Source organism: candidate division WOR-3 bacterium (assembly GCA_011052815.1).
Classification (GTDB): Bacteria; Hydrothermota; Tepidihabitantia; order SM23-42; family SM23-42; genus DRIG01.
This window is the reverse complement of the sequence record DRIG01000057.1, coordinates 1-25,162: the sequence shown is the minus strand read 5'-3', so window position 1 is coordinate 25,162 and position 25,162 is coordinate 1. Positions and strand designations below refer to the sequence as shown.

General features: G+C 39.8%; 19 protein-coding genes. 15 read left to right on the top strand and 4 right to left on the bottom strand.

Annotation, left to right across the window (positions count from 1 at the left end; all coding sequences use genetic code 11):
- The 6 genes from ENI34_05225 to ENI34_05200 all read left to right on the top strand — a co-directional run.
- Positions 1-401, top strand: a 401-nt coding sequence (locus tag ENI34_05225) for a T9SS type A sorting domain-containing protein (protein ID HEC78530.1), incomplete at its 5' end; no start/stop codon positions are given.
- Between the two features lie 374 nt (positions 402-775).
- Positions 776-994, top strand: coding sequence for a hypothetical protein (locus tag ENI34_05220; protein HEC78529.1), 219 nt, complete (start codon positions 776-778; stop codon positions 992-994).
- 91 nt (positions 995-1,085) lie between these two features.
- On the top strand, positions 1,086-1,289 hold the full coding sequence (locus ENI34_05215; protein HEC78528.1) for a mersacidin/lichenicidin family type 2 lantibiotic: 204 nt from the start codon (positions 1,086-1,088) through the stop codon (positions 1,287-1,289).
- 87 nt (positions 1,290-1,376) lie between these two features.
- Complete coding sequence (lanM, locus tag ENI34_05210; GenBank protein HEC78527.1) at positions 1,377-4,613, top strand: type 2 lantipeptide synthetase LanM; 3,237 nt, start codon at positions 1,377-1,379, stop codon at positions 4,611-4,613.
- 49 nt (positions 4,614-4,662) lie between these two features.
- A complete protein-coding gene (locus tag ENI34_05205; protein ID HEC78526.1) occupies positions 4,663-7,218 on the top strand; it encodes a TonB-dependent receptor in 2,556 nt (851 codons plus the stop codon).
- Between the two features lie 10 nt (positions 7,219-7,228).
- Positions 7,229-10,216 (top strand): hypothetical protein, encoded by a 2,988-nt coding sequence (locus ENI34_05200; protein HEC78525.1) that lies wholly within the window; start codon positions 7,229-7,231, stop codon positions 10,214-10,216.
- Positions 10,217-10,377: 161 nt separating this feature from the next.
- On the opposite strand, the gene ENI34_05195 is transcribed toward ENI34_05200, so the two are convergent.
- From ENI34_05195 to ENI34_05185, 3 genes are read right to left on the bottom strand one after another with little or no spacing between them, the layout of a single operon-like run.
- A complete protein-coding gene (locus tag ENI34_05195; GenBank protein HEC78524.1) occupies positions 10,378-11,292 on the bottom strand; it encodes a hypothetical protein in 915 nt (304 codons plus the stop codon).
- Positions 11,289-11,744, bottom strand: coding sequence for a helix-turn-helix domain-containing protein (locus tag ENI34_05190; GenBank protein ID HEC78523.1), 456 nt, complete (start codon positions 11,742-11,744; stop codon positions 11,289-11,291). Before ENI34_05190 ends, ENI34_05195 begins: the two co-directional genes overlap by 4 nt.
- A gap of 1 nt (position 11,745) precedes the next feature.
- On the bottom strand, positions 11,746-12,270 hold the full coding sequence (locus ENI34_05185; GenBank protein ID HEC78522.1) for an RNA polymerase sigma factor: 525 nt from the start codon (positions 12,268-12,270) through the stop codon (positions 11,746-11,748).
- A gap of 282 nt (positions 12,271-12,552) precedes the next feature.
- On the opposite strand from ENI34_05185, the gene ENI34_05180 reads away from it, so the two are divergent.
- The 9 genes from ENI34_05180 to ENI34_05140 all read left to right on the top strand — a co-directional run bounded on the left by ENI34_05180 (position 12,553) and on the right by ENI34_05140 (position 22,345).
- On the top strand, positions 12,553-14,775 hold the full coding sequence (locus tag ENI34_05180) for a hypothetical protein (protein HEC78521.1): 2,223 nt from the start codon (positions 12,553-12,555) through the stop codon (positions 14,773-14,775).
- Positions 14,776-14,783: 8 nt separating this feature from the next.
- A complete protein-coding gene (locus ENI34_05175; GenBank protein HEC78520.1) occupies positions 14,784-15,995 on the top strand; it encodes a tetratricopeptide repeat protein in 1,212 nt (403 codons plus the stop codon).
- A 710-nt stretch (positions 15,996-16,705) separates the two neighbouring features.
- Positions 16,706-16,918, top strand: a complete 213-nt coding sequence (locus ENI34_05170; protein ID HEC78519.1) for a hypothetical protein — start codon at positions 16,706-16,708, stop codon at positions 16,916-16,918.
- 15 nt (positions 16,919-16,933) lie between these two features.
- Positions 16,934-17,128 carry a hypothetical protein gene (locus tag ENI34_05165; protein ID HEC78518.1) on the top strand — a complete coding sequence of 65 codons (195 nt, stop codon included), beginning with the start codon at positions 16,934-16,936 and terminating at the stop codon, positions 17,126-17,128.
- A 63-nt stretch (positions 17,129-17,191) separates the two neighbouring features.
- Complete coding sequence (locus ENI34_05160; GenBank protein ID HEC78517.1) at positions 17,192-18,550, top strand: HD domain-containing protein; 1,359 nt, start codon at positions 17,192-17,194, stop codon at positions 18,548-18,550.
- Positions 18,551-18,720: 170 nt separating this feature from the next.
- Positions 18,721-20,343: a PAS domain-containing protein gene (locus tag ENI34_05155; protein ID HEC78516.1), complete on the top strand. Its 1,623-nt coding sequence runs from the start codon at positions 18,721-18,723 to the stop codon at positions 20,341-20,343.
- 22 nt (positions 20,344-20,365) lie between these two features.
- Positions 20,366-20,725 (top strand): response regulator, encoded by a 360-nt coding sequence (locus ENI34_05150; GenBank protein HEC78515.1) that lies wholly within the window; start codon positions 20,366-20,368, stop codon positions 20,723-20,725.
- A complete protein-coding gene (locus ENI34_05145) occupies positions 20,725-21,309 on the top strand; it encodes a hypothetical protein (protein HEC78514.1) in 585 nt (194 codons plus the stop codon). The genes ENI34_05150 and ENI34_05145 overlap by 1 nt, the downstream gene beginning before the upstream one ends.
- A gap of 4 nt (positions 21,310-21,313) precedes the next feature.
- Complete coding sequence (locus ENI34_05140) at positions 21,314-22,345, top strand: type IV pilus twitching motility protein PilT (protein ID HEC78513.1); 1,032 nt, start codon at positions 21,314-21,316, stop codon at positions 22,343-22,345.
- 4 nt (positions 22,346-22,349) lie between these two features.
- Here the strand turns inward: ENI34_05140 and ENI34_05135 are convergent.
- A partial coding sequence (locus ENI34_05135; protein HEC78512.1) for a hypothetical protein occupies positions 22,350-25,162 on the bottom strand: 2,813 nt, incomplete at its 5' end.

The window sequence follows — 25,162 nt, the reverse complement described above, 5'->3', positions numbered from 1 at the left end:
TCAATATCGTGCTCGATAACCAGGACCAGATTCATATTGCTTATAAATATAATGATTATGTTCAGTTTATCAGTGGTTTTAAGTATGCGGTGGGTACGCTTCAGGGTGTTGATGAAAATTCGGGTAGTGGGAAGAAAGGCAGGTTAAAATCCCTGGTGGTTTATCCGACTCCGGCGTCAAAAAGAGTCAAGATAAGATATGACCTGATTCAACAGTGTGCGGTTGAGCTGTTACTTTACGATGTCACTGGTGCGTGCATAAAAAGGTTAAAGAGAGGTTCTCTTATGCCGGGGACTTATCAGGAGGAGTTTGATCTTCGTGATTTAGCTGTTGGGGTTTATTTCATCGTCGTCAAACAGGGTAAAGAAAAGGTGAGTAAAAAAATCCTGTTAATAAAATAGTTCTTTTATTTTTCCCCCGTTTCACCCTGTCACCGTTTCACCACTGTCATTCTGAGCGCATTCACTCTGTTCAGTGTAAACTCCGCGAAGAATCTTAATGACTTAATGACTCAATGACCAATGACTAAATGTTTCTTCCAGCACCGCTCCTAACGATCTCAACGATCTAAACGCTCCCAACGTCCTGTTCCTTTCCAAATCCGAAATCCGAATTCCGAAATCCGAAATGCCTTTATTCCCCCTTCCCCCTCCGCCCCATGCCCTCCGCCCATTCCCCCAAGTGTGACAGCCCCTGAAATATAAATCTCCCGTAATTTCGAGCATTTCCTACCTGGCACGGATTTTGCATAGTAATAAGGTACAAGGAGGTAAAAATGAAAAAAAATCGTCGAGCGTATATGAAAGATTACAGAAAAAACTATGGAGAATTGATGAAAGAACAGATAAAAAATTGGTTTAAACGAAATCCCCAATATATAAAAGAATGGCGTAACAAAAATCGTTTATTTTATAATAACTATATGAAAAAATATATGCGTAACTATCGAAAAAAACAACAAGATATTGAATGTAGTAAGTCGAAAAACAGCTGATTGTTAATAAAAAAACATCCCCCTTGTAGTTTTTCAAAATATTTTTATAATAATTATATAAGTATATAACAGTAACAAGGAGGTGATAGTTATGTCGACGGAAGATATAATTCGTGCATGGAAAGATCCCGAATATAGAGACAAATTATACAGTAAACAACAAATGGACATTCCACAAAATCCTGCAGGAACTATTACGGAAATCACTGATACAGCTCTAGATTCTTTAGCTAACCGTACGGCTTCTTTATGTACTTGTATCAGATCTGCTGCTTCTTGTTTATGTTGCAGGTAATTATAGAATCGGTTCTCTTTCTGCATTAAAAACAAAAATACCTTTTATCTGCACAGAAAAAGAACCGACTTATTGTATATAATAATAATGAATAAAGAAAGATGGTGGTTAAAAGCACTTTTATTAAAAGAACGCAATAATTTATTAAAACAATTATTGCTTTACAAAAATAAATGTGATTTGGCTCTTGGAAAACAAAGACTCGAAAAATGGAAATCTCAGTTACCATTTAAGAATTCCCCCGATATTTTCTTAAGACGTCTCCGAGTCGAGGGAATAAAAAAAAAGTTTTTACTGTATATTCTTGGAGAAATACCAGAGTCATTAAGTCAAAGTTTACCTCGCCCACCATGGGTGAATAAATTTTTAAAAATCTATTCCAACTACACTTTCTCAAAAAAACTTCCGGTTCCCAAGTCTCTAAGTAAACATGAAAAGAAAATACTAGGTTTTCTAAATGTTGTAAAACCGCTTATAAACCATACCTGTCATCAGATTCAAAATACTTTATTCTCCAATATTAAAACTAAAACCGATATTCTTTTTACCCCAAGCGAAGTTGAAAAAATTTTGACAGAAAACTTAATTATTAACTTATTACGGATGTTAGACAGAACAATGACATTAGAATTAAATATTGCACGATTAAAAAAAAGTTTAAAAGGAAAGACACCCGAAATTAGATTTAGGAATTTTATGAATATGATTAATGATAAAACAAAAGCAGTAGAAATACTACAAGAATATCCTGTTCTTATACGCCAAATCATGAAAAAAATAGACAATTATGCCAATTCTATGACTGAATTTTTCTTTAGATTACATTCTGATTGGAAGATAATCTGTAATACATTTCAACCAAAAGAAACACCAGGTAAATTAAAATATCTACAGCAATCAGGTGATTCTCATTGCGGTGGACGTTCTGTGCTAATCGCCACTTTTGAAAATAACTTTAAAGTTGTGTATAAACCTCGTTCTTTGAGTATTGATAAACATTTCCAAAGATTACTTCGCTGGCTTAATCAATATGGTATTCCCACTAAATTTAAAACTCTCAAAATTATTGACAAAAAAAATTATGGATGGGTTGAATTTATTCCTTTTAAAAGTTGTAAACATTCTGTAGAAGTAAAAAAATTTTACGAACGCTTAGGGGGGTACCTTGCACTATTATATGTGTTAGAAGCAACTGATTTCCATTATGAAAATCTAATAGCGAACGGAGAACATCCTATGTTAGTTGATCTTGAATCACTTTTTCAACCACCTTCCGACGCCAATTCCAAACAATCCCCTTTTCTTGTGAGCAATATAATTGCGCATTCCGTACTGAAAATAGGTTTGTTACCACAAAGAATTTGGTCTAGCGATGATTATATCGGGATTGATATTAGTGGAATTTCAGAAGTAAAAGATCAATTTTGGCCCGATGAACTACCTTCTTTAGAAAAAATTGGTACAGATGAAATGTTTTTTTCAAGGAAACGCTTTAAAATAAAAGGTGGGCATAATCGACCTCAGATAAAAGGGAAGAAGGTAAATCCTATTGATTATCAAGAGGCAATGGTTAAAGGTTTCATAACTGTTTACCGTATACTTATGAACAATAAAAATAGACTTCTTTCACCTAATGGTCCAATTATGTGTTTTTCGGACGATGAAATTAGAATTCTATTTCGTCCGACAAGAATTTATGCTCTAATGCTTTATGAAAGCTTCCACCCTGATTTTTTACGTAATTGGCTTGATCGATTATTTTTTTTAGATAAACTTTGGATTGGAGTAAAAAATATGCCATTTATAGAAAAGCTAATACCATTCGAATATGAGGATATAGAGAATTTAGATATTCCATTATTTAAAACAAAAACAGACTCCTGTGATTTACGGAGCAGTTCAGATAAACGGATTGTTAAATTTTTCAATAATTCAGGAATGTCTTTAGTTCAAAATCGTATAGATCAACTTTCTGAAAAAAATTTATCTCTTCAAGTATGGCTAATTCGTGCTTCACTCTCAACTTTATCATTACATCTCCAGCAAACAAAGGGTCCATTTCGCCAGAAACGTAATAAATTACTGAAGTTTTCTGATCAAAAAATGAAATCCCAACTTATTAACATCGCTAAAAGAATTGGAGACAGATTAGAAGCACTAGCTTTTTATGATTCAAATAATGCTTCATGGTTAGGTTTAACGCTTTTAAATCAATATTTTTGGCAATTGACACCACTAGCTAACGATCTCTATAGTGGTCTGCCGGGTATAATTTTATTTCTTGCTTATCTGGGAATGATGACAAATGAAAAAAAATATATTGAACTATCAGAAAAAGCTTTTGTGACTCTATTAGAATCTTTAAGAGAAAATCATTTAGATAACGTAGCTATAGGTGCCTTCACAGGAATAGGAGGGATTATATATATGCTTACTCATTTAGCTGTCCTTTGGCACAAGAAGGATTTGTTCTACCAAGCATATAAATATGTAAAGTTAGTCCAACGCATTATTGAGAAAGACAAACAGTATGACATCCTCGGAGGAGCAGCAGGTTGTATTGCAGCCTTAATTAGTCTGTTCAACTGTTTTCCTCGTAGGAATATTCTCACTGTAGCCGTAATGTGTGGTGATTTATTAATAAAGTGTGCCCAAAGAACGAAAAAAGGAGTCGGTTGGATTATCCCCCTTTCAATTAAACCTCTAACGGGCTTTGCACACGGAGCAGCTGGAATTGCATGGATATTATTAAAGCTATCTTCAATAAGTAAAAAAAATCGATTTAGAAAAATAGCATTTGATGCTATTCTGTATGAACGTAGCTATTTTTTAGCAAAAGAAAATAACTGGGCTGATTTACGACCAATAATAGTTAGTACAAAAAATAAAAAAGGAAGGCAAAAGTCAATTAAAACTGCTTGGTGTACAGGAGCGACAGGGATTGGATTAGCAAGGGTAGATACACTCCCCTTGCTTGATGACTCTGTTACTAGAAGAGAAATAGATATCGCTTTAGAAACAACAATCAGGGAAGGATTCGGGTTCAATCATTCATTATGTCATGGAGATCTTGGTAATCTTGAGTTATTACTACAAATCATTTATAAATTAAAAAAAACAACCTTAATTTCTGATTTTAAATATCTTACGGCGATGATAATTAATGACATAGAACAAAATGGTTGGCGATGTGGGGTAGATTTTGATATTGAAACACCTGGATTGATGGTCGGGCTTGCTGGTATCGGCTATCAATTACTTCGTATAGCAGAGCCAGATCGTGTTCCTTCTATTCTTCTTCTTGAACCACCGGTGTGCAATTAATGGTTGACATGAAGATATCCATTAATTATAATAAAACAGGAGAAAATTAATGCCGAATGTAATCTTAGCGATTATATTAATCAATGGTTTGAGCGGGAAGATTCAGGGTAGAGTGAAGGACGCAGATACCGGCGAACCGATTTCCTATGCAGACGTGATTATCCTGGGAACAGAGATCGGAACCGCAACCGATGACGAGGGCTATTTTTTTATCCTCAATGTTCCTCCGGGAAATTATACTGTCGAAGTGTCTTGCATTGGTTATCAGACAAAACAGATCGAGAATGTCCTGGTGGAGATCGACCACATTGCGCGTTTGTCAATTGAGCTAACGCCCACGCTTATTCAAATCGCACCTGTGACCGTCACCAGTGAAACACCTGCAGTCAAAAAAGACTATGTCAGCGCGACATACATTGTCCGCAAGAGCGAGCTTCCACATCTGCCTGTTGATTATTCAACCAAGCTGGTGGCCTTTCAGGCCGGGGTAGCCCATACAGATACGGCACTTCATGTGCGTGGCGGCCGGGCGACCGAAGTTCAATATATGATTGACAATGTTTCAATAATCGATCCCCAGACAGGAGACCCGGCGATAAACATATCAAAAGGGATTGTCAATGAGGTGATTTTCTTACCTGGAGGTTTTGATGTTGAATATGGTCGTGCGATGTCCGGTGTGATCAATATGGTTACCGAGAACCCTGAAGAACGATTGGGTGTCAGGGTATATGGTAAGACTGAACGGATAATGCCTTTTTACTATGATTTCGGTTATGAGAATTTTCAGTCCTCAATTCATCTGCCGGTGACGAAGAAGTTACGCGGTCTTATATCTTTGGATATAATGCATACTGACGACTGGAATCCAAAACTTTATATTCTCCCTCATAAACAAAGGGATGATTATTCTCTATATGCTAAATTTTCAGTTATTCCTTCGGGTATATTTAAATTGAACCTGAGTGGTATAAAATCAAGAATACAATTTGATCGTTATTCGACCGAGTGGAAATTTAATCTCTCTCATTATCGTTCGGATATGAGAACGAGCGATTTGCAGATTTTAAATATTAATTTTTTACCTGATGCGCGTAGGTTTTTCAACTTAACCTTGAGTCGTTTATACACAAATAGAATATATGGTGTAAGAGAAGAAAATGGCGGCGGCTTGTTCGGTGAATTTTCTTTTCGTGATTATCATTCCCTGTCATGGCCGACAAAGAGCAATAAAAATCCATTCGGCGTAAGTGGTCTGGTTATATCAGAAGGCGATTATATTGAATATCAGAACAAAGTCTCTGAAGTATTAACAGCTAAATTGAATGCAACCTTACAGCTCCATAAATATCATGAAATAAAAACCGGTGGTGAATATGTGTATCAGAAATTTGATAATTTTACTTACTTTCTCACCGGCGATACTTTAAATCCGACAACAGATGTTTATAAATATCATCCTTTAGAGCATTCTTTATATTTTCAGGATAATATCGATTATAAGGGCTTATATGCAAAACTTGGCTGTCGGTATGATTACTTTTCCTCAGATATTGAGGACATCAGCCCGAAATTTAATATCGCACCACGTATCGGCTTTTCTTTTCTTGTCACCGAGACGTTTCTGTTAAGACTTAACATAGGAAGATACATCCAGCCACCTCTTTATGATTATATGTATAGGTATTATAGCATCTGGCCTCTGCCTTCGCATCTAATATCAATGCATCACATCCCACCTGTAGGTAATCCACGGCTTGGACCAGAAAAAACTATGAGCTATGAACTCGGCATGCAGGGAGAGATTCGAAAGGATTTAATCCTTACGATAAACAGCTTTTCCAAAGATGTATCAGATCTCATCGGTACACGCATCATTGAAGCAGCTCCTCGTAATTATGTAACATATTTTAATGTAGAATCGGCGAGCATCAAAGGTCTGGAAATGGTTTTAGACTTGTCTTATCCGTTATTCGAAGGAAAAATCTCCTACACCCTGTCCTGGGCGCAGGGTTCAAGTTCCTATGCCGAGGAAGTATATTATCGTTATTACTACAACAATCCTGATTCAATTATCAATCTCAAGGCACGAGAATATGCTCTTGATTTTGATCAACGTAACAGAATCTTCATTCAGGGGATAACAAAACTTCCGTTAGACTCACAACTGCATCTTTTTGTTTATCTTGGTAATGGGTATCCATACACACCACCTGGTCCAGAAGGTAAATATGAAGAGAGGAATATTATAAGATTACCGTTTCAAAAACAGGTAGATTGTGTTATTTCGCGTTCTTTCCGAATCGGCAAGTTTGTTATGAACGCCGATTTCGAAATAATAAATCTGCTGGATCAAAGATACGAAATATCTCCACACTTTCCGGTTATTCCTCTGGAGGATATAAAAAAAGAAAATTTCACATATTATATTGCCATAAGCAGCTCTCACTATCATCCAGCGGCTGATTTTAATCACGACGGACTTATTGTACCACAGGAGGCATATTCAGCTTATCGGGATCTGGTCCAGGCAACTGACGACTGGGTAAATGCCTACACTGCACCGAGGAGAGCCCGACTCGGTGTTGAAATAAGTTTTCAATAAGGAATAGAAAATGAAAGGACATTTTTCAAAACTTCATTATTCTCCTGGATTGAGAAGTATAATAATTTCTATTTTTCTATCAACAATATCTTTACCCGGCAGACCTCTTGTTCAATCAGAGATAGGTTTGCGTAACTTTGAGATCAAAAAACACGATATTAATAATGTAGAACTTTGTATTTCTAATTTCGGAAAGTTCGGACAAACTCAAAGTTATTCAGCAGGCGGGTGGTGGCCGAGAGGCAGTGAGCATAATTATATTTTCGGCGCAGGTCCGTGCTTTGGAACGATTGACCGAGGTTCAGGTGATACCTTGGTCAGTGTCGGTTATAATCCCATAGATGGAACCAGTGAATTTGCACCCGGTATTAAAGATATGGACCCGAACGATCCACTTGCGGTAATTTATATCTTCCCTGAACTATGGCCGCCTCCTGAAGCCACTTATTCCATGGCACCACAACAAAGTCTTTCCCATCAGGATTCCTGGTGCGCGTATAATGATCTGGATATAAATTATCACAGTCCCGGTAATACCTGGCCTATAGGATTAGAAGTTTATCAAACGGTTTATGCGTGGAGTTTAGAATATTCACAAAACATGATATTTATTAAATACGAATTTAAAAATGTGAGTGGCGGGCCTCTCAAGAATTGCTATATTGGAATCAATGCTGACAATGATATCGGTGAGGAATATCCTGAAGCCAATGATCGTATTGCCGGAATTGTAAAAAAACTTTTTATAATAGACGGCGATTCTTTGCAGATTGACAACCTCGTCTATCAATGGCAGGATGAAGCAGAAGCCAGCTGGACAGAATTCCCGGGTGTGATTGGTTTTGATTATCTTCAGACACCATGGGATTTAGTAAAGGACGCTGACAAAGACAGTGATGGTATCCTCGATCAATACGAAAAAGACAGTGCTTACTACTGTACGAATTTGCCTGATTCAATGTGGGATGTAGATTTTGATGCGCTCCCAGACTGGCGTGACCCTTCGGAAATTCCACAATTAGGGATGACCGCGTTTAAAAGATTTTATACAGGTTTTAACGAGCCGTGGCGGGATGCAAATCGTTATCTTTGTCTTGCTGGTTATAATTACAAGACAGGTGTTTACGAACCATGGGATACTGCAGCTTCACCTCCTGATGACCAGAGATATCTTCAGTGTACAGGCCCGTTTGATTTAGAAGAAGACTCCATAGTGGTAATAATTATTGCAATCACTTTTGCTGATTGGTATAATATCTATCTTTCACCTGACAGTGCAATTGTACAGGTGGACGATAAAGCGCAGTTTCTTTTTGACAAAAATTGGTTACTGCCCAATCCACCGCCGCCGCCGAATCTTCAGTGTATTCCCGGTGATGCACAGGTAACCTTAATCTGGGATAATGTTGCAGAGACAACCCCGGACCCTTATTATGAAATCGTTAGTCATCCGGGAACGTCTTTATATAACCCCTTTTATAAAAAATACGATTTTGAGGGGTATCGGGTATGGAAGAGCCGGACAGGAGAAATTGGTGATTGGTGTTTATTGGCGCAATATGATTTAACAAACGGAATCACCTTTGAAGACAGTACTGAGGTTGAGTCGCTGCGGATTAAAGCGACCGATGTCGGACTGCGTCATATTTATATTGATCAGGACGTGCGTAATGGTTTTGAGTACACTTATGCGGTTACTGCTTTTGATTACAACTATCTGAAGCAAGACACCATCGACAGTCTGGGCAATCCGATACAGATCCCTGAGCCGGTCTGGTATGAAACCGGTAAATTTCTCCATACTGCTGTTCCCCGCAGAGAACCCGCCAATTTCATTGCCGGCAGTTGTTCTGTTACCGTGCTCTCAGGAAATCCGCTTTTGAGTGAAGATTTAGAATATGAGATCGTTTATCCGCTGGCGATGAAGGATACGACACTCTTTGCCGAGTTTGCTTCAATCAAATATGATTCTTCTTCACAGAAAGCCGTCTATACTTTTTACTACCGCAATGAAGGAAAAAATATAAGAGACAGTATTCATATTTACAGTGCCAATCAAAACACCCTTTTTGACTACGTGACGATTCCTCTTTATGGAGTTGCCTTAGACCTGAGCATTCGCCGGGATTCCCTGCCGACGGACGAATCTATTTTTGAGCGGATCGAGGTGGTCAGCGGAGCGTATCCTGAGTCCTTGCTTACGCCTTCACTTCCTGGTCCCTGGGCGTCGTATTTTGCGTTCTGGTCGTATCGGGGTAATGATTATGAGGTACACTGGATCTCGACGACCGGCAGGGATACGGCGAACTCAGTAATCGTTATTGATGCGATGAGTCGGGATACAATATTTTACAGTCCTTATAATCCGGAGTCGTCCCATGAGTATGATTCACTGGCTGATGGCTGGTGTTTTTTGTCTTTACTTGGGGTCTCTGACACGCTTGTTCTATACGGTGCGCCGGCGGCGGTGTATAACACCAAATATCTTTATATCAATGGTGGTTTAGTGGGATTAAAGAAAGGTGGTTTTTTACAGCCCGGGGATATCCTGCCGCGCAGCGGAGAGCTCTGGTATGTTTATGCGGACACCAGTTTTCATCCGGCGCCGGCAAATGCGTGTTTTGAGGTTAATCTGACGTCGGCGTATTTTGATACACTTACATCCCGGCAGTTGAATGTCAAGGTGGTGCCCAATCCTTTTCTTGTCTATAATGAGTGGAGTACTTCACTTGATGCTCCGAAGATTCGGTTTATAAATTTGCCGTCGGAATGTACGATCCGGATTTTTACGCTTAATGGTGAGCTTATCAAGACATTAAGGCATCATCACACCGCGATGTCCTCAGAAACTGGCGAGTCAGTAAAAGGCGGTGTCGGCGGCGACGAGTGGTGGAATTTAATAAGCGAAACCAACCACGAAGTCGCCAGCGGCATTTATATATTTCATATTGATTCGGATATCGGTGAACAGGTCGGTAAGTTTGTTGTTATAAGATAACCTCCCACTTCATCTTCACCAAAACACCACCGTTTTTCCATATCTCTGTCTCACCCTTTGTTCCAGTGTTTGCACTCTCTTCCAGCACCCCTTCTCCCATTCTCCGTTTCTCCGTTTCCCCGTTTCTCCCTCTCCCCGTTTCTCCCTTTCCCTTATTTACTCTACCCTTTGAATTTCCCGCTTTTAAGCAACGTCTTCAGCCGTGAGTTGTTAATCAACACCTCTTTCTTCAGCATAATCTTCTTCTTTGTTTCGACAATCCTGGAAGTTAGTATAAAAAGAAGAGAATCAGCAAGACGTTCTCTCACAAACGGCTGTTCCTGAACCGGAAAACTTTTGATAATGTAATTAAGACACTGTTTTGCATCAGGAATACGAAATAGAATCATACAAAGACAGCATCTCTCTGCAAGTTCAAGAACAGATTGAAGTCTCCTTTTGGAGTCGACTAAATTGAAAACCACAACATCAGGTCCCTGGCTTTCAATATATTCAACCGCCGATGAAAAGGACTCTGTATCATAACCAATCTGCCGCTGGTTGATTATGGATTTCTTATGATGATGAAGATATTCAATTGGTTCTTCAATGGTTATAATAAATACTTCTCGATGTTCGTTTATATACTCAATCAGGGATGCCATAATTTCTCTTGTGCCGCTGCCAGGAAGACCGCTGACAACCACCAGACCGTTTTTTTCATTAAGTAAAGGAAGAATTTTCTTCGGTATATCAATTTCATCCCATTTTGGAATTTTAAATGGAATAAATCTGAAAACAGCGCTTGGCGCACCACGCTGGCGGAAAATATTAGCGATGAAACGCCCCATCTTTCTTATACCGAATGAAAAATTGAGTTCTCTTCCGTCCTCAAAAATTTTTTTCTGTTTAGAATTGAGAACCGAATAGATAAGTTCCTCAACCTGTTCAGGAGTCAGAAAATTTTCCCCTATCGGTATTAAAGTTCCTGGTTTCCGGATGACCGGTGGACTTCCCACGGAAATAATTAAATCCTGACCTTTTTCCCTCCACAGAACTTTCAAAAAATCTCCCAGGGTTTTTCCTCCTCTTTTCATCTTTTACCTCCTATTGATATTTCCTTAAACATATCTTCAGAAATTCCAAAAGCAAAAGTTGTTCTTTTTCGCAAGGCCGGGCGATATTCAATTTCATCAAGCCATTCCTGAATTGACTTCTTCCTGAACCGAATTTCATTTCCGATCTTAATATGAGGTATCAAATCCAGATTCAATCTGATTGTCTCTTTATCCACCCTCAAATATTGTGCCAGTTCAGAAAGTGTAATTATCTCCGGTTGCATAGCAGAGATCGTTTTATATAAAAACTTCTTATCAATAGTAAATTCCGGTAAGCAGGCGCATAATTCTTTGATTTCCATCAACTCCTTTACTTCCCTCCGGCATTTTCTGCATCCAGCAAGATGCGCTTCCATTTCTTTCCGTGATTGCTCATTCATTTCATCGTATATATAGGTGAGAAAGTTGTCTTTTGCTTCCTTACATTTCATTTTACCTCCTGAATTCTTTCAAAATTTTCTTCAATTTACGCAAAGCCTGGTACATCCGTGATTTAACGGTCGATTCCGGACAATTCAGGACTACGGCGATTTCAGCGAAAGTCAACCCCTGATATTGTTTCAAGATAACCACTTCTTTCTGCACCTCGGGTAACTGGTTAAGTGCATTTCTTACGGCTTCGACTACTTCGTAGTCAGGGTTGAAATACAGCTGATGTTCATATAGAAGTTCCTCTTTTAATCGTCTATCAGAATGATACGACTTTATTGCCTTGATAAGTAGATTACGGGCGATTTTGTATAACCACGGCCTGAATTTTTGTCGTGGGTTAAACGACTTTCCATATTTGTATACCCTCAAAAAAACATCCTGGGTGAGATCTTCAGACAGATCGTAGTCACTCAAATTTTTTATAAAGAAATTAAAGATTTTTTGCTGATAGCGCTCTATTAACCGCACAAATGCACTTTCATCTCCCTGTTGAAAGCGACGCATCAGTATTTCGTCCGATTCCATAAGCCTCCTATATATTAATATCTCCTAATTTTGAAAAAAGTTTGATCAAATTCCTCGTCTACCCAATCAGTATAAAGATAGATAATCCCCTGTCAACGGGATGCCACATCATAAATATCACAATCACCCAGAAAATAGTATCCTTGACAGAGCATTTGAAATAAATAAAATAAAAGAGATGGTCGACCAGTGTATTAATGCCGGTATTAAGGAATGTAGAAATTGCTGTGCAATGAAACTCTATTTGTCATGCCCGAGGAGTGGGTGTTCCCGCTTTGACTGATGATTAATTTAAGGAAATATAAAATCCTGTTCCTCTTCTTTTTAAATATGGGTGTGGCACAGATCTATAAGTCACCTGAGATTATCGCCGGTAAAACAAGTGAGTCGATTAATATTGATGGTTACCTCGATGACCGTGAGTGGAAGAATGCAGCCTTATGTTCACTTTGCTACGAATTTGAACCAGGCAATATGGTGACTCCAGAGGTAAAAACGGAAATTCTGATTTGTTATGATAATGAATATATTTATTTCGGAGGAATTTGTTATGAAAATGATATGAGTAAGCTGCGTGCAACACGAAGAAAACCTGGTGAAAATCATTTAACTGATGATAATTTAATGATCTCCATCAATACTTTTATCAATGTAGAGGAAGAATATGTCTTTTCAGTAAATCCGTATGGTCACCAATATGATTTTTATGAAGGCGGCGGCGGCAGAATGGGTGAAGCGTGGTTTGAGGATCTCGATTTTATCTGGAAGGCAGGTACTCAAATCTTTGATTCGTGCTGGACTTTTGAAATTGCAATCCCTTTCAAAAGTCTCAGATTTCCATCGACAGAAATCCAGGTATGGCGACTGGGACTTAAACGATATCGACCAAGGGATGTAGATTATTATTATAGCTGGGATCCTCAACCTCATGGCGTCTTCTCATCTTTCTCTTTTCGCGGTCGGCTTTATATTAATGAACACTTGATTATTACAAAACAATTTGAATTTCTGCCTTATTTTGTCGGTGAGATAAAACAAGACAGCAGTGGTCTGTTGAGCCTTGGAAAACGAATAGGGGTGAGTGGTAAGTATTACTTCACTTTCAACAATGTTCTGGACTGGGCAGTACTGCCCGATTATTCACAGATCGAATCAGATGCACCCCAGATAGATGTCAATACGACTTCAGCATTATATTATGAGGAAAAAAGACCTTTTTTTATGGAACGCAAATCATTATTTGAAACACCGATTGAAGTCTTTTATTCCCGCACCATAAATGACCCACTGATTGCAATAAAGTTTACAGCTGATACGAAAAATCTACATTTCGGTTATATCAGCGCCTATGATCAACACACATTGTGGTTTTTACCCTTTAAGGAAGCAAGTTTTCTTTTAACCAGCAACTACCATTCATTTTCTAATGTATTGCGGACAAGGAAAAATATTACTGGACAATCATTTGTTGGTTTACTTGCAGTAAGCCGTGATATTAAAAAAAATGGGTTCAGTCGTTATTTGGGTCTGGACGGAAAATTTTATTTTTTAAATAATTTCACCTTTGATTATCAAGGACTTTTGACGTGGAATAAAGAGATAGATGATACAATACTCTTCGGGTCTCATCCTGAAGCTGATTTTTCAACACACACTTCCTCGTTTGACGGTGAGGAATTCATCGGGTCAGGATTCTACTTGAATCTCGCACATAACAGTAAGCATCTTAACCTTGCTGTAAAATACACTGGTTTGTCACCGGAGTTTCGAGTTGGAAACGGTTATATACCATATAATGACTTTGAGATAAGATCTATGACCGTAAATGGAATTTTGTACTTAAACAAATATTATATTGAAACATTTAAACCCGGCCTGGAACTTACGGAAAAGCGGGAATTTTTAGGGCGACCCAAGGAATTAGAGAAAAAAATAAGTTTTACTCTGCAGCTTTATCGTCAATCTTATCTTAATCTCTCTTATAAGATCACTAATACCGAATATAAAGGTTACAAATTTAAAGATCTCAATACATACAACCTCAGTCTTTCCACATCACCCTTTCAACATCTTTCACTAAGCGGATATTTTATTTATGGCCGCCAGATAGATTATAATGCTCTACCTCCGCAGTGGGGCGATCTCTTCTATCCCTCGTTGCGGGTTGAATTGAATATCAAACATTTACGGCTTGAGTCTTCTTTTGCCCGGTACTTACTATGGCAAAATAATACAAAGCAAGTTGTCTATGATTCAAGGGTTTATCGTCAAGAAATAAACTGGGTATTTACAAAATCTCTTAATTTCCGGATCCTCGGTCAGTATTCTTCTTCGAGTAACATATTCTCCATCTCAATACTTTTTTCTTTTGAACCGACCCGTTTTACGCTTTTTTACCTCGGCTCCAATCATACTCTGCTGAAATCAGAAAATTCCGGCTTACTGGATTTCGAATCTCAGGATAACAGCTTTTTTCTCAAAATCCAATATCAAATACGCCGTTAGGAACGACGATGAAGAAAGATAAATCGATAATCTCTGCTGTTTATATTTTACTGGCGGCAATTGTGGTTATCAGTTGCTCCGGCAGCCGGCAAAGCTTAAATTACAATGAAACGTCGTTCAATATTCCCTGCATGACACCTGAAGAATTATCAAAGCAGGAATATGCAATCGGTTATGAATTTATGAAAGAAGGACGGTATGATAATGCTCAGATGCATTTCACCGAAGCGATACGTCTTGATAGCACGAATTATGAAGCATATCTGGCTCTTGCTGATATCTTTATGTTTTACAATAACAAAGAAAAAGCAGAATCCATCTACATCAGTCTCTGTGAGTATAATCCTGATAATCCTTTAGCCTACGCGGCACTGGGAGCTTTTTACGGCCGTGAGCAACATTATGACACCGCATTTAAAGTCTATAAGCAGGGGCTTGAAGTTGATTCAACAAACACCATTTTAATAAATGGTCTGGGACTTATTAATGTCTGTCAGGGACAGTTTGAGCAAGCATTAAAATTATTTCAAAAGACATTAAGCTATGATTCTTTAAACTTAACTGCGCTACGCAGTACGGCACGTCTCTATCTTACCGAGCATAAAATTGCTCAGGCATGTTCTTTGTATGAGTTGTTCAGAAAACAAAAACCCGATGATATTAAGATTTTAGCTGAATATGCCCGCTGCCTTGTAATGCTCAAACATACTGACCAAGCAATTATTATCTATAATTCCCTGCTCGATATTGAGCCCGAAAACATTGAATATTTAATTGCCTGCGGTAAACTTTACCAACAAAAAGGTCAATATGAAGAGGCAGTCAAAAGATTTAAGAAAGCACATAATCTGGCTGAAATTTCGCCTGAGCCTTTATTATGTTTGGCTGAACTGTATATTGAAAAAGGAGAGTTGAATGCAGCAGAAAACAAACTTTCTGCAGTGCTTAAACAAAATCAAGAGAATACTAATGCCTACATGATGCTCGGTGATATCTATTTTAAACGAGCAAAGGATGAAGAAGAAAAGTGGTATGAGAACCGTTGTCGAGAAAACTGTTTATATATCAAAAATGCATTCAAGCATTTACAAAACGCAGTTAAGTATTATCAAAAAGCAGGGGACAGCAAAAAACTAAAGAACTATGTGACTGCTCAAATAGAGCGGTGTATGGCAATCCAGCAGGCATTGAAAGAAGATCTATGGTTTTATTGCAAATAAAAATATAGATATCCTGAGGTCAACGCTTTTTCTATCCAGGGCGAAAAATGTCGATGAATTTACCTGTGTCCTCGATGACAAGCAGGGAAGACCACTTCCCGGCGGAGTCTATTTCATCCGGATAAAAACCCCAACCCACACCTTTCTTAAAAAATTCGTAAAATTAAGATAAGTTCTTTCTCCGTTTCTCCGTTTCTCCCGCTCTCCGTTTCACCCATTCCCCATTTCTCCCGCTCTCCGTTTCTCCACTGTCATTCTGAGTCCGCCGCTCTTTTTGGCGGACGAAGAATCTCTTCTTCCAGCGCAGCTCCTAACGCTCCAAACGATCTCAACGATCTAAACGCTCCCAACGTCCTGTTCCTTTCCAAATCCGAAATCCGAATTCCGAAATCCGAAATGCCTTTATTCCCCCTTCCCCCTCTGCCCTTCGCCCTTAGCCCTAAGTGCGACAGCCCCTGAAACCTTAATCTCCCGTAATTACGAGAGATATCGCAAAAAAGTGCGACACCTCAAAAAAGTGCGACAAAATGTCGCACTCACCTCCCAGCAAATGATTGTCTGACAACGCTTTGCTGATACCCCAAAAAGTGCGACAAAATGTCGCACTTTTTGACCTAAAAAATTTCCTGGTTTTTATAAAAGTCCCGTAATTTCAAGCATTCTCCACCTGGCACGGATTTTGCATAGTAATAAGGTACAAGGAGGCAAAAATGAAAAAAGTCTTAACTTATCTCTTAATCGTTCTGCTCTTTGGAGCAATCTTTGGTTTGAGTCTTCAGAATTTTAATACCAATATTAAAGAAGACGCACCCGTGATATCTTCGTTTATTGACTACCTGATGCCGGCACCAGCCTACGCCGATACCAACGACACTACCGGAATTAAATTACCCCCTCCACCCCCACCCCCAATTGACGGTTAATAAGGAGGTGACAAAATGAAATCCTTTCATCTCTACGAAGTCAAATTACTCGATGGTACAAGATATCAGGGTGAAATAGCCTATCGTGATGACAAGATGGTCATTCTGAAACTGCGACACACTTCACCGGTTCAAAAACTACGCCTTTTCTACAGTGGTATCGTCTCAATCAGAGAACTGGGCTGGCAAAAGGCATATGCATTGAGATAATGAGAACTCAGGGTTCGATCGGTTGATACAAAACCGATCGAACCCTGAGCCTGGATCAAAAAAATGGAAATGACCTTAATTTCAGCCATTATTATTTTGTTTATTTCATCGGTTTTATTTATTATTGAGATAAAGAAACTCTCTCACATAACGATTTTTTTCATCACCGCTATGTTTATAATCGCCGGAGCATATCACCTTATCCCCCATCCACTCTTTTCATTGTCTTCTGCACCATCTTCACCGGGATTACTTTTCATCAGCATCATCATTCTCCTCGGAGTAAACTACAGCATCAGAACTTCAAAAAACAACCGACAAACCATCGCCCACCTTAAATCCCTCCAGGAGATCGAGCGCTCAATACTCTCCGGTCTCAGCCATAAAGGAACCCTGAATCTGATTATAAAAACACTGAACAGGACTTTAAAGACCGACGCCTCGGCGATCTTAATCCTCGATCAATCAGACCACAAACCGAAACATCTCGTTTCCGTCAATCTTACGAAAAGATTTGAAGAATATCTCAACAAAAAAAACAACAATAATTATATATCACCGACAATATGTCAAAGTAAACCCATAATAATTCCGAAAATTTCTTTAAATGAAAAAGAAGAATTTCTGCAAAAAGTAATGAATGAAGGATTTTCTTCATACTTCGCATCCCCCATAATAATGAAGGGAGGTATGCCCATAGGTGCTCTGACACTCTATTCGCAAAAACCAAAAAAATACTCCTCAGAGGAAAAGAGACTCATTCAAACAATCAGCAGTCAAATCGGAATCCTTCTCGACCGGACGCGTCTGATAAAAAGAATTCAGGAAATGAACTTCGAGTCGGTGCGTGCCTTGGTTGAAGCGATCGAAAGCAGAGACCCTTATACCAGGGGACACTCCATCCAGGTCGCCGACCTGGCATTCAGAGTTGCAAAGGCGATGGACTTTACACGTCGGGAACTGACATTGATTGAATTTGCGGGTCTACTCCACGACGTCGGTAAAATAGCCATTCCTGAAATGATTCTCCAGAAGGCATCGGAATTGAATGACGAAGAATGGAAGGTAATCAAAAAACACACGTTATTGAGCGCCAAAATAATCGAGCCCATCAGCAATCTCAAACCGATTCAGAACTGGATATTATATCATCACGAAAGGTGGGACGGTAAAGGATATCCAGACGGCAGAAAGGAAAAAGAAATTCCTCTTCAATCACGAATTTTGGCTGTTTGTGACACCTATTCGGCAATGACTGGAGACAGGCCTTACCGAAAAGCATTGAGTATAGAAGAAACAAAGCAGGAAATTATTTCTGTAGCAGGGACTCAGCTTGATCCCGATATTGTAGAGGTATTTTTAAAGATCATTTTTAATAATAAAAAACCAGGAGGGAGTACGAAACGTAAACTCCGATCTTAGATACGTACCTTCTCTTTTTTTTCAAGAGGGAAGCCGGGAAGTAAATCCGGCTTCCCTTATTTTAGGTAGTATTACTCATTGAATTTCGCGGTATAGGTAAATACCATAACAAGGATTCAAAAAAAAATAATAAACACTTACGTCATATATTTTAAAACAGAAAGGAGTTTATGAACAAAAAAACACTACTTTTTCTGCGCTTTATCTTGATACTCGCAACGATCCTCGTGATGACTTACTCCAAGAAAGGCTTAAGTGTCTTTGAACCGGGATATGGAGTGGCTTTCATCTATTTCCTCTCGAATCTTATACTCTATTGCTTTCCTGAAAAAAAATTCTCCAAACCTGTATTTTCATTCTTCATCTTCCTCTTTGACATCATCGCGATTTCCCTGGGTATCTACTTCACCCAGGGAATCCAGACCGATTTCTATCTGATATATTTTCTTGTAATCTTCGTCGCCTCGGTGGGGCAGGACATAGCCGGGAGTCTGCCGATTGCAATCGTCGCCAGTCTTCTTTATGGTTGGCTCATATACAAATCAAACCCCGGTATTCAGCTTTACGACTCGAAGATTTTAATCCGTATCCCGTTTCTGTTCATCATCTCCCTTATAAGCAGTTACTGGTCCCAGAGTACACGCCGTGAACTGCAGAAAAAAGAAGAACTTGAAAGATTCAACAGAGAATTGAAGAAAGAAGTGGAGAGAGTAGCGGCTGAAGAGATAGAACTGCGCCGCTACAATGAAAAAATCATAAACAGCGTTATGAGTGGAGTGATCGCCGTAAGTAATGATGGCATTATAACCACCCTCAACCCCGTTGCTGAAAAGACACTCGGACTGAAAAAGGCAGAAGCCATCGGTCAGGATATAAAAAATTTCAGTGAACTCACCCCGCTCTGGGAAAAGATGAATCAATGTATGAAAAGCGGCAATTCCCTCAAACGGGACGAGGTCGCGATAAAGAATAAAAACAACGAAAAGATTCCGATCGGTTTCTCAATGTCACCAATAACCGGGGCAAAAGAGAGATTCTCTGGTTGCGTTGTAATATTCAAAGACCTCTCCGGAATCAGGGCGCTTGAAGAAAAACTCAAACGTGCGGAAAGGTTGTCTTATCTCGGCAAAATGGCGAGCTGGGTGGCTCACGAAATAAGAAATCCTCTGACTGCAATCGACGGATTCGCGCAACTGCTGGAACATACCGAAGATCAAAGAAAAATAAAATTATTCAGTTCAGAAATTCATAAGGGAACGCAAAGAATCAATTATATCATCGATGATATCCTGGCATTCGCCCGAACAAAAAGAAAAGTAGCTGCAGTGGATATTAATCTGAGAGAACTCATCGAGTCCATTGTAAAAAATGTCAGCAATGTCGAGGTCACGATAAAAGGCGACAAGACTCCTGTTGTTCAGGGAGAGATAGAGTCAATAAGAAGACTCTTCGTCAATTTGATCAACAACAGCATTGAGGCGATGCATGATAAAGGAAAGCTCAAAATTACTTTCTCATCCGACGGCAATTACTGTGTCACCGAGATCGTCGACAACGGCGAGGGAATCTCAAAAGAAGACATCAAAAATATCTTCGAGCCGTTCTTCACAACCAAACAACGGGGAACAGGGCTCGGTTTGTCAATAGTAAAAAAGATCATCGATGAACACAACGGTAAGATCGAGCTGGAAGGTGAAAAAGGGGTGGGCACAACCTGCCGGGTCTATCTCCCTAAGAAAGGGGTGAAGATAAATGGCTCGCAAAAAAATGATAAGAGTATTGAGATAGCTTAATAGCTTTAAAAAGGAGGATTTTATGAAGAAAAGAATTCTTATCTGTGATGATGAAGAACCTATAAGATTATTGCTTACAGAAGCGTTGCAGGATACTTATGAAGTGGAAGAGGCGGCGGACGGACGGGAAGCACTAAGGAAAATAACAAAAGAACCGTTTGATTTATTAATTATCGACATCAAGATGCCGGGAACTCATGGTCTGGAGGCGATTGAACGAATAAGAGAAAGAAATAAAACCATTCCCATAATTATTTGTTCAGCATATCGCCTAATGGAAGACGATATCGTCGTGAAAACGTCTGATGTGGCGGCGTTTATAACAAAACCGATAGATATAAAAGCCTTCAAGGCTAAGATCTATGAACTAATCGGAGAATAATGAAAACACGCATCGGTGAGCTTCTGGTGAAAAACGGCATTATCACTCAAGAACAGCTTGTCGAAGCACTCGAGGTTCAGAAGAAGAAAAATATGAAGCTTGGTGAAATCCTGGTTGAGCTGGGCTATCTGGGACCGGAAGACTTGATCTGGATGTTGAGTGAACAGGCGGACATTCCTTTCGTCGAACTGAAGCCAGAAATGCTCGATAAAGAATTGATTAATTCGTTTCCGGAAAATTTGTTGTACAACAATGTACTCCTTCCTCTTTACGAAACAGAGAATAAAATCTATGTAGCCGTCGGTGATCCGACGAACAGTGCGGCAATAGAAAAGATCAAAGACTTCACTGATAAAGAAATAGTAACATCCGGTGCAGACCCCCAGAAGATCGAACAACTCCTGAATAAGTTTTTCCTGTCCCAGCATCTGGAAAAGACCCAACCGGCAAAAATCACTGAAAAGATGACCCTTGAGATTAAAGCCGATGATGCCTTTATCAAATTAACCGACAGCGGCGGTAAAAGTACTGAGATAAAAGGGAAGATCAAACTTGTCATAGAGGTCGACGAAAAAAGAAAATAAAGATATGAACGAAATCCATAAATTGCTCAAACACATCACAGAACAACATGCAAGTGATCTCCATATCAGCGCCGGCTCGCCGGTAATGATCAGGCTCAACGGTGCCATAAAAAAACTTGACGAAAAACCACTCGGCAAAGAGACCGCTCAGAAACTGCTGTATCAGATACTCAACCAAGAACAGATCTCCTTTCTTGAGCAGGAACACGAACTCGATTTTTCCGTAGAGATACCTGAAATCGGCAGGTTCAGAGTGAACATATTCCACCAGCGCCAGGGACTTGGTGCCGTATTCAGGGTGATCCCTTCAAAAATCAGAAGCCTGGAAGAATTGGGTCTGCCGAAAGTAATAAAAGAACTGATTGATCTCGACTACGGGTTGATTCTCGTCACCGGTCCCACCGGCTCCGGCAAAACAACCACCCTTGCGGCAATGATTGACTACATAAACAGTACCAAGTCCGGCCATATCATAACGATTGAAGACCCGATTGAATTCGTCCACACACCTAAAAAATGTAATGTCAACCAGCGTGAAGTGGGCACCAATACCCACTCGTTTGCCCGCGCGCTGCGCAGCGCCTTGCGTGAAGACCCGGATTATATCCTTGTCGGTGAAATGCGGGATCTGGAAACAATCTCCCTGGCATTGACCGCCGCGGAAACCGGCCATTTAGTTTTCGGTACACTCCATACCTCGAGTGCACCAAAGACCATTACGAGAATAATCGATGTCTTTCCTTCAGGCGACCAGGACAGAATAAGGATCCAGCTCTCTGAATCAATTCAGGGGGTCATTGCCCAGCGGTTATATCCTGTAAAAGACAACACCGGCAGGGTCGCCGCATTTGAAATATTGATCGCCACACAGGCGGTTCGTAATCTCATTCGGGAACAAAAAATATTCCAGATCGAATCGGTCATCCAGACAGGCAGACAGCTTGGCATGCAAAATCTGGAGCAGGCAAAGCGCCATCTTGTCGCCCAGGGAAAACTGGATCCGAAATTCCTTAAAGAACGGATGACCCTTTACTGATCACTCAGACCTCAACAATCTTTTTCCCTCTTTCTTTTTCTACAAAAATCAGAAAAGCCTTTATATCTTTTTTGGGAAAGATTTTTTTGATACCCCTCTTGTAAATCTCCATCTGGTGTCTGTACTCATCCTTCTCTTCCCCTGTTTTGTAATCGATGATAAAAACAGAAGTATCCATTATAATCAACCGGTCTATCTGTGCTGCAACATCCCTGTTTTTTTCTTCAAAATATATGGGCAGCTCATTTTTACAATCAACCTTTCTGCCGTCTTGGAAAAAGAGAAATCTCAATTCAGGGTCTTGAAAGGTTTCAAGCAAAAGCGGTTCAACCTTATCTTCAACCTCCTTTTCTTCCTCGGGTAATCGGGCATAAGTGTTTTTAAGCGTTTCAACGATGTCCCCGACCACTTCATCAAGATTTAAATCATCAAGCCAGGTTATCCTGCTTAAGGCATAGTGAACCATCAAACCATACGCGATCCTTTTGCGTCTGAAGGATTCAATGATTTCAACTCCTCGTTCAGTGGGTGAGTATAAAGACCTTTCTTCTCTGACAAAAGGTTTTTCTTCTGTAATCATACCGAAACGTTCTTCTTCAGGTTGCGGGAAAGAACGTTTTTCCTTTCTGGAAATCTCTCCATCAGCAAAAGTCGCACCGCCCAATTTATCCCGTATGATTCCCCCCCAGAATCCATCACTCTTCTTAAGATGATTAAATCCTAAAATGAATATCCCTTCTTTTGCACGGGTAAGCGCGACATACAAAAGATTCAGTTCATCCCTTTTTACACGAACTTCTTCCGCCTCCACCAGGCCATCTATGCACTTTCCGATCTTTCTCCAGTATATTTTCTTTGGTCTGGACCCCTCTGCTTCGTATGAAAAAAGTAATTTCTTATTTTCCTGACTATGAAGTCGCCATTCTATATCCGGCATAATCACCACTTCAAACTCCAGCCCTTTCGCCTTGTGCACGGTTAAAATCCTGACCCCTTCCTGCCGACTGTGTTTTACTTCCATCGCTCTGCCGGCTCCTTCTATCCACTTTAAGAAAGCACTAAGGGAGTTAACTCCTTTTCTGGTGTAATCAAGGGCGATATCCAGTAATGTTGCAAGACCGTAGGAAAGGGTGAGTTTTAATTCTTTATACACAGCGTAAATCAATTCATAAATATTTGAAAATTGGACAAAGGAAAGTAGGGTTTTTAATTTTCTGGATACTTCCCAGTCAGGATGAAATCGGGAAAGATTCAAAAAGATGGTCTGTTTAGTCGCCTTCAGATTCACAATCGTCTCTTCTTTAATAGCGAAAACAGACGACAGCAGGACCTTACTCAGGGCGAGATCATCTTCGGGATTATCAAGAAATCTGAGAATGTTCAGCATGAACTGGACATCCGTATCGTCCAAGATGGTGCTGCGCGAGGCGGTGATATACGGAATGTTCTCTTCTGCAAGTTTATCCGCGACAGCAGCGCCGAATTCATTGGTACGTACCAAGACCGCAATATCGGAAAAATCATAACCATAATTTTCACAAAGATCTTTTATTATTGCAGCGGTCCTTGCCTTAACTGCTTCTTTGCCCGAATCCATATCAGTAAAGTCACCGACCGACTCCAATCTGATCCAGCCGCCGCGGTTATCCGGTTTTACCTGATCATCTTTGTCAAGAATTCTGTTGACCAATTTTATGATTGCCTCTTTACTGCGGTGATTGACGGTTAATCGCTCCTCTTCAATTTTGCCTTTATATTCATCTATTAATAAATCGAACAGCACCGGCGTTCCTCCCCGCCAGCGGAAGACCGCCTGATACGGGTCTCCGACAAAGAAAAAGCTCTTCTCTTCCGGTGAGACCGACGTAATTTCCGCAATTATCGGCTCCAGGATCTCCAGCTCGCAATACGTCGTATCCTGGAATTCATCAATCATCAAGTGGCGTATCTCTTTACTCAACTTGAAATACAGATAATCCAGCTCGGGATTATTTTTCAACGCCCTGATTGTATATCTTTCGATATCATCAAAGGTAATCAAGTTTCTTCTCTGCTTTTCCCGCTGGAAGAGTTGATGAAGTTTCAAAATCGGCTTCAAACGCACCAGGATTTCATGGTCTGAAAGGGCTTCCAGATATTTATACCTATCCGCTTCGAGCTGTTCTTTTATCTTTTTGAACTCAGCGGCTGCTTCACCGAGATTATCACAGAATGATTTAAAATACTTCTTGTCCAGAACCCCGGGGAAAATCCGACGATCCTGAAGCATCTCCATATCCCCGTTCTTGAGCAATCGTTCAAGTTTCGTCATAAAACCAGCAAAATACTTGTTGACACTACCGGTGGTTCTGCTACAAGCGGATGCTTGATGCTCTTCTAAAAAATTTTTCAACCTGTACAGAGAATCAATAAAGTTCTGCCGGCGGGTTTCATACTCGGCTTTTATCGATTGCTCGCTGTTGACCAGTTCCTCAAGAAAATCCAGCCAGGGAATGATATCCCTGAAAAAAGAAGTTATGCTATCCCGAAGTCGTGTTTCCTGCTGTTCGAGTAAATCGGCGATCACTTCAGCAAGATTGTCGTCTTTCCACGCCTGTGCGAAAAACTCAGTCACTATCTTGTCAAAAATCATCCCCTCTTCAGTTTCGTCGATAATCTCATACCCAGGTAAGATACCGGCGGCAAAAGGAATGGTTGAAAGAAATGAAGCAAAAAGGCTGTGAAAAGTACTGATATTCAATTCCGAAAGATTATTGAGCAGGTATCTCTTTTTATGGCGTGCCCGTTCTTTCAAATTCGGGAAATACTTTTGAAAAT

Bases quoted from the DNA above. Each gene is read 5' to 3' on its own strand.
- ENI34_05220 (HEC78529.1), top strand. From the start codon at position 776: ATGAAAAAAAATCGTCGAGCGTATATGAAAGATTACAGAAAAAACTAT.
- ENI34_05215 (HEC78528.1), top strand. From the start codon at position 1,086: ATGTCGACGGAAGATATAATTCGTGCATGGAAAGATCCCGAATATAGA.
- lanM (HEC78527.1), top strand. From the start codon at position 1,377: ATGAATAAAGAAAGATGGTGGTTAAAAGCACTTTTATTAAAAGAACGC.
- ENI34_05205 (HEC78526.1), top strand. From the start codon at position 4,663: ATGCCGAATGTAATCTTAGCGATTATATTAATCAATGGTTTGAGCGGG.
- ENI34_05200 (HEC78525.1), top strand. From the start codon at position 7,229: ATGAAAGGACATTTTTCAAAACTTCATTATTCTCCTGGATTGAGAAGT.
- ENI34_05195 (HEC78524.1), bottom strand. From the start codon at position 11,292: ATGAAAAGAGGAGGAAAAACCCTGGGAGATTTTTTGAAAGTTCTGTGG.
- ENI34_05190 (HEC78523.1), bottom strand. From the start codon at position 11,744: ATGAAATGTAAGGAAGCAAAAGACAACTTTCTCACCTATATATACGAT.
- ENI34_05185 (HEC78522.1), bottom strand. From the start codon at position 12,270: ATGGAATCGGACGAAATACTGATGCGTCGCTTTCAACAGGGAGATGAA.
- ENI34_05180 (HEC78521.1), top strand. From the start codon at position 12,553: ATGATTAATTTAAGGAAATATAAAATCCTGTTCCTCTTCTTTTTAAAT.
- ENI34_05175 (HEC78520.1), top strand. From the start codon at position 14,784: ATGAAGAAAGATAAATCGATAATCTCTGCTGTTTATATTTTACTGGCG.
- ENI34_05170 (HEC78519.1), top strand. From the start codon at position 16,706: ATGAAAAAAGTCTTAACTTATCTCTTAATCGTTCTGCTCTTTGGAGCA.
- ENI34_05165 (HEC78518.1), top strand. From the start codon at position 16,934: ATGAAATCCTTTCATCTCTACGAAGTCAAATTACTCGATGGTACAAGA.
- ENI34_05160 (HEC78517.1), top strand. From the start codon at position 17,192: ATGGAAATGACCTTAATTTCAGCCATTATTATTTTGTTTATTTCATCG.
- ENI34_05155 (HEC78516.1), top strand. From the start codon at position 18,721: ATGAACAAAAAAACACTACTTTTTCTGCGCTTTATCTTGATACTCGCA.
- ENI34_05150 (HEC78515.1), top strand. From the start codon at position 20,366: ATGAAGAAAAGAATTCTTATCTGTGATGATGAAGAACCTATAAGATTA.
- ENI34_05145 (HEC78514.1), top strand. From the start codon at position 20,725: ATGAAAACACGCATCGGTGAGCTTCTGGTGAAAAACGGCATTATCACT.
- ENI34_05140 (HEC78513.1), top strand. From the start codon at position 21,314: ATGAACGAAATCCATAAATTGCTCAAACACATCACAGAACAACATGCA.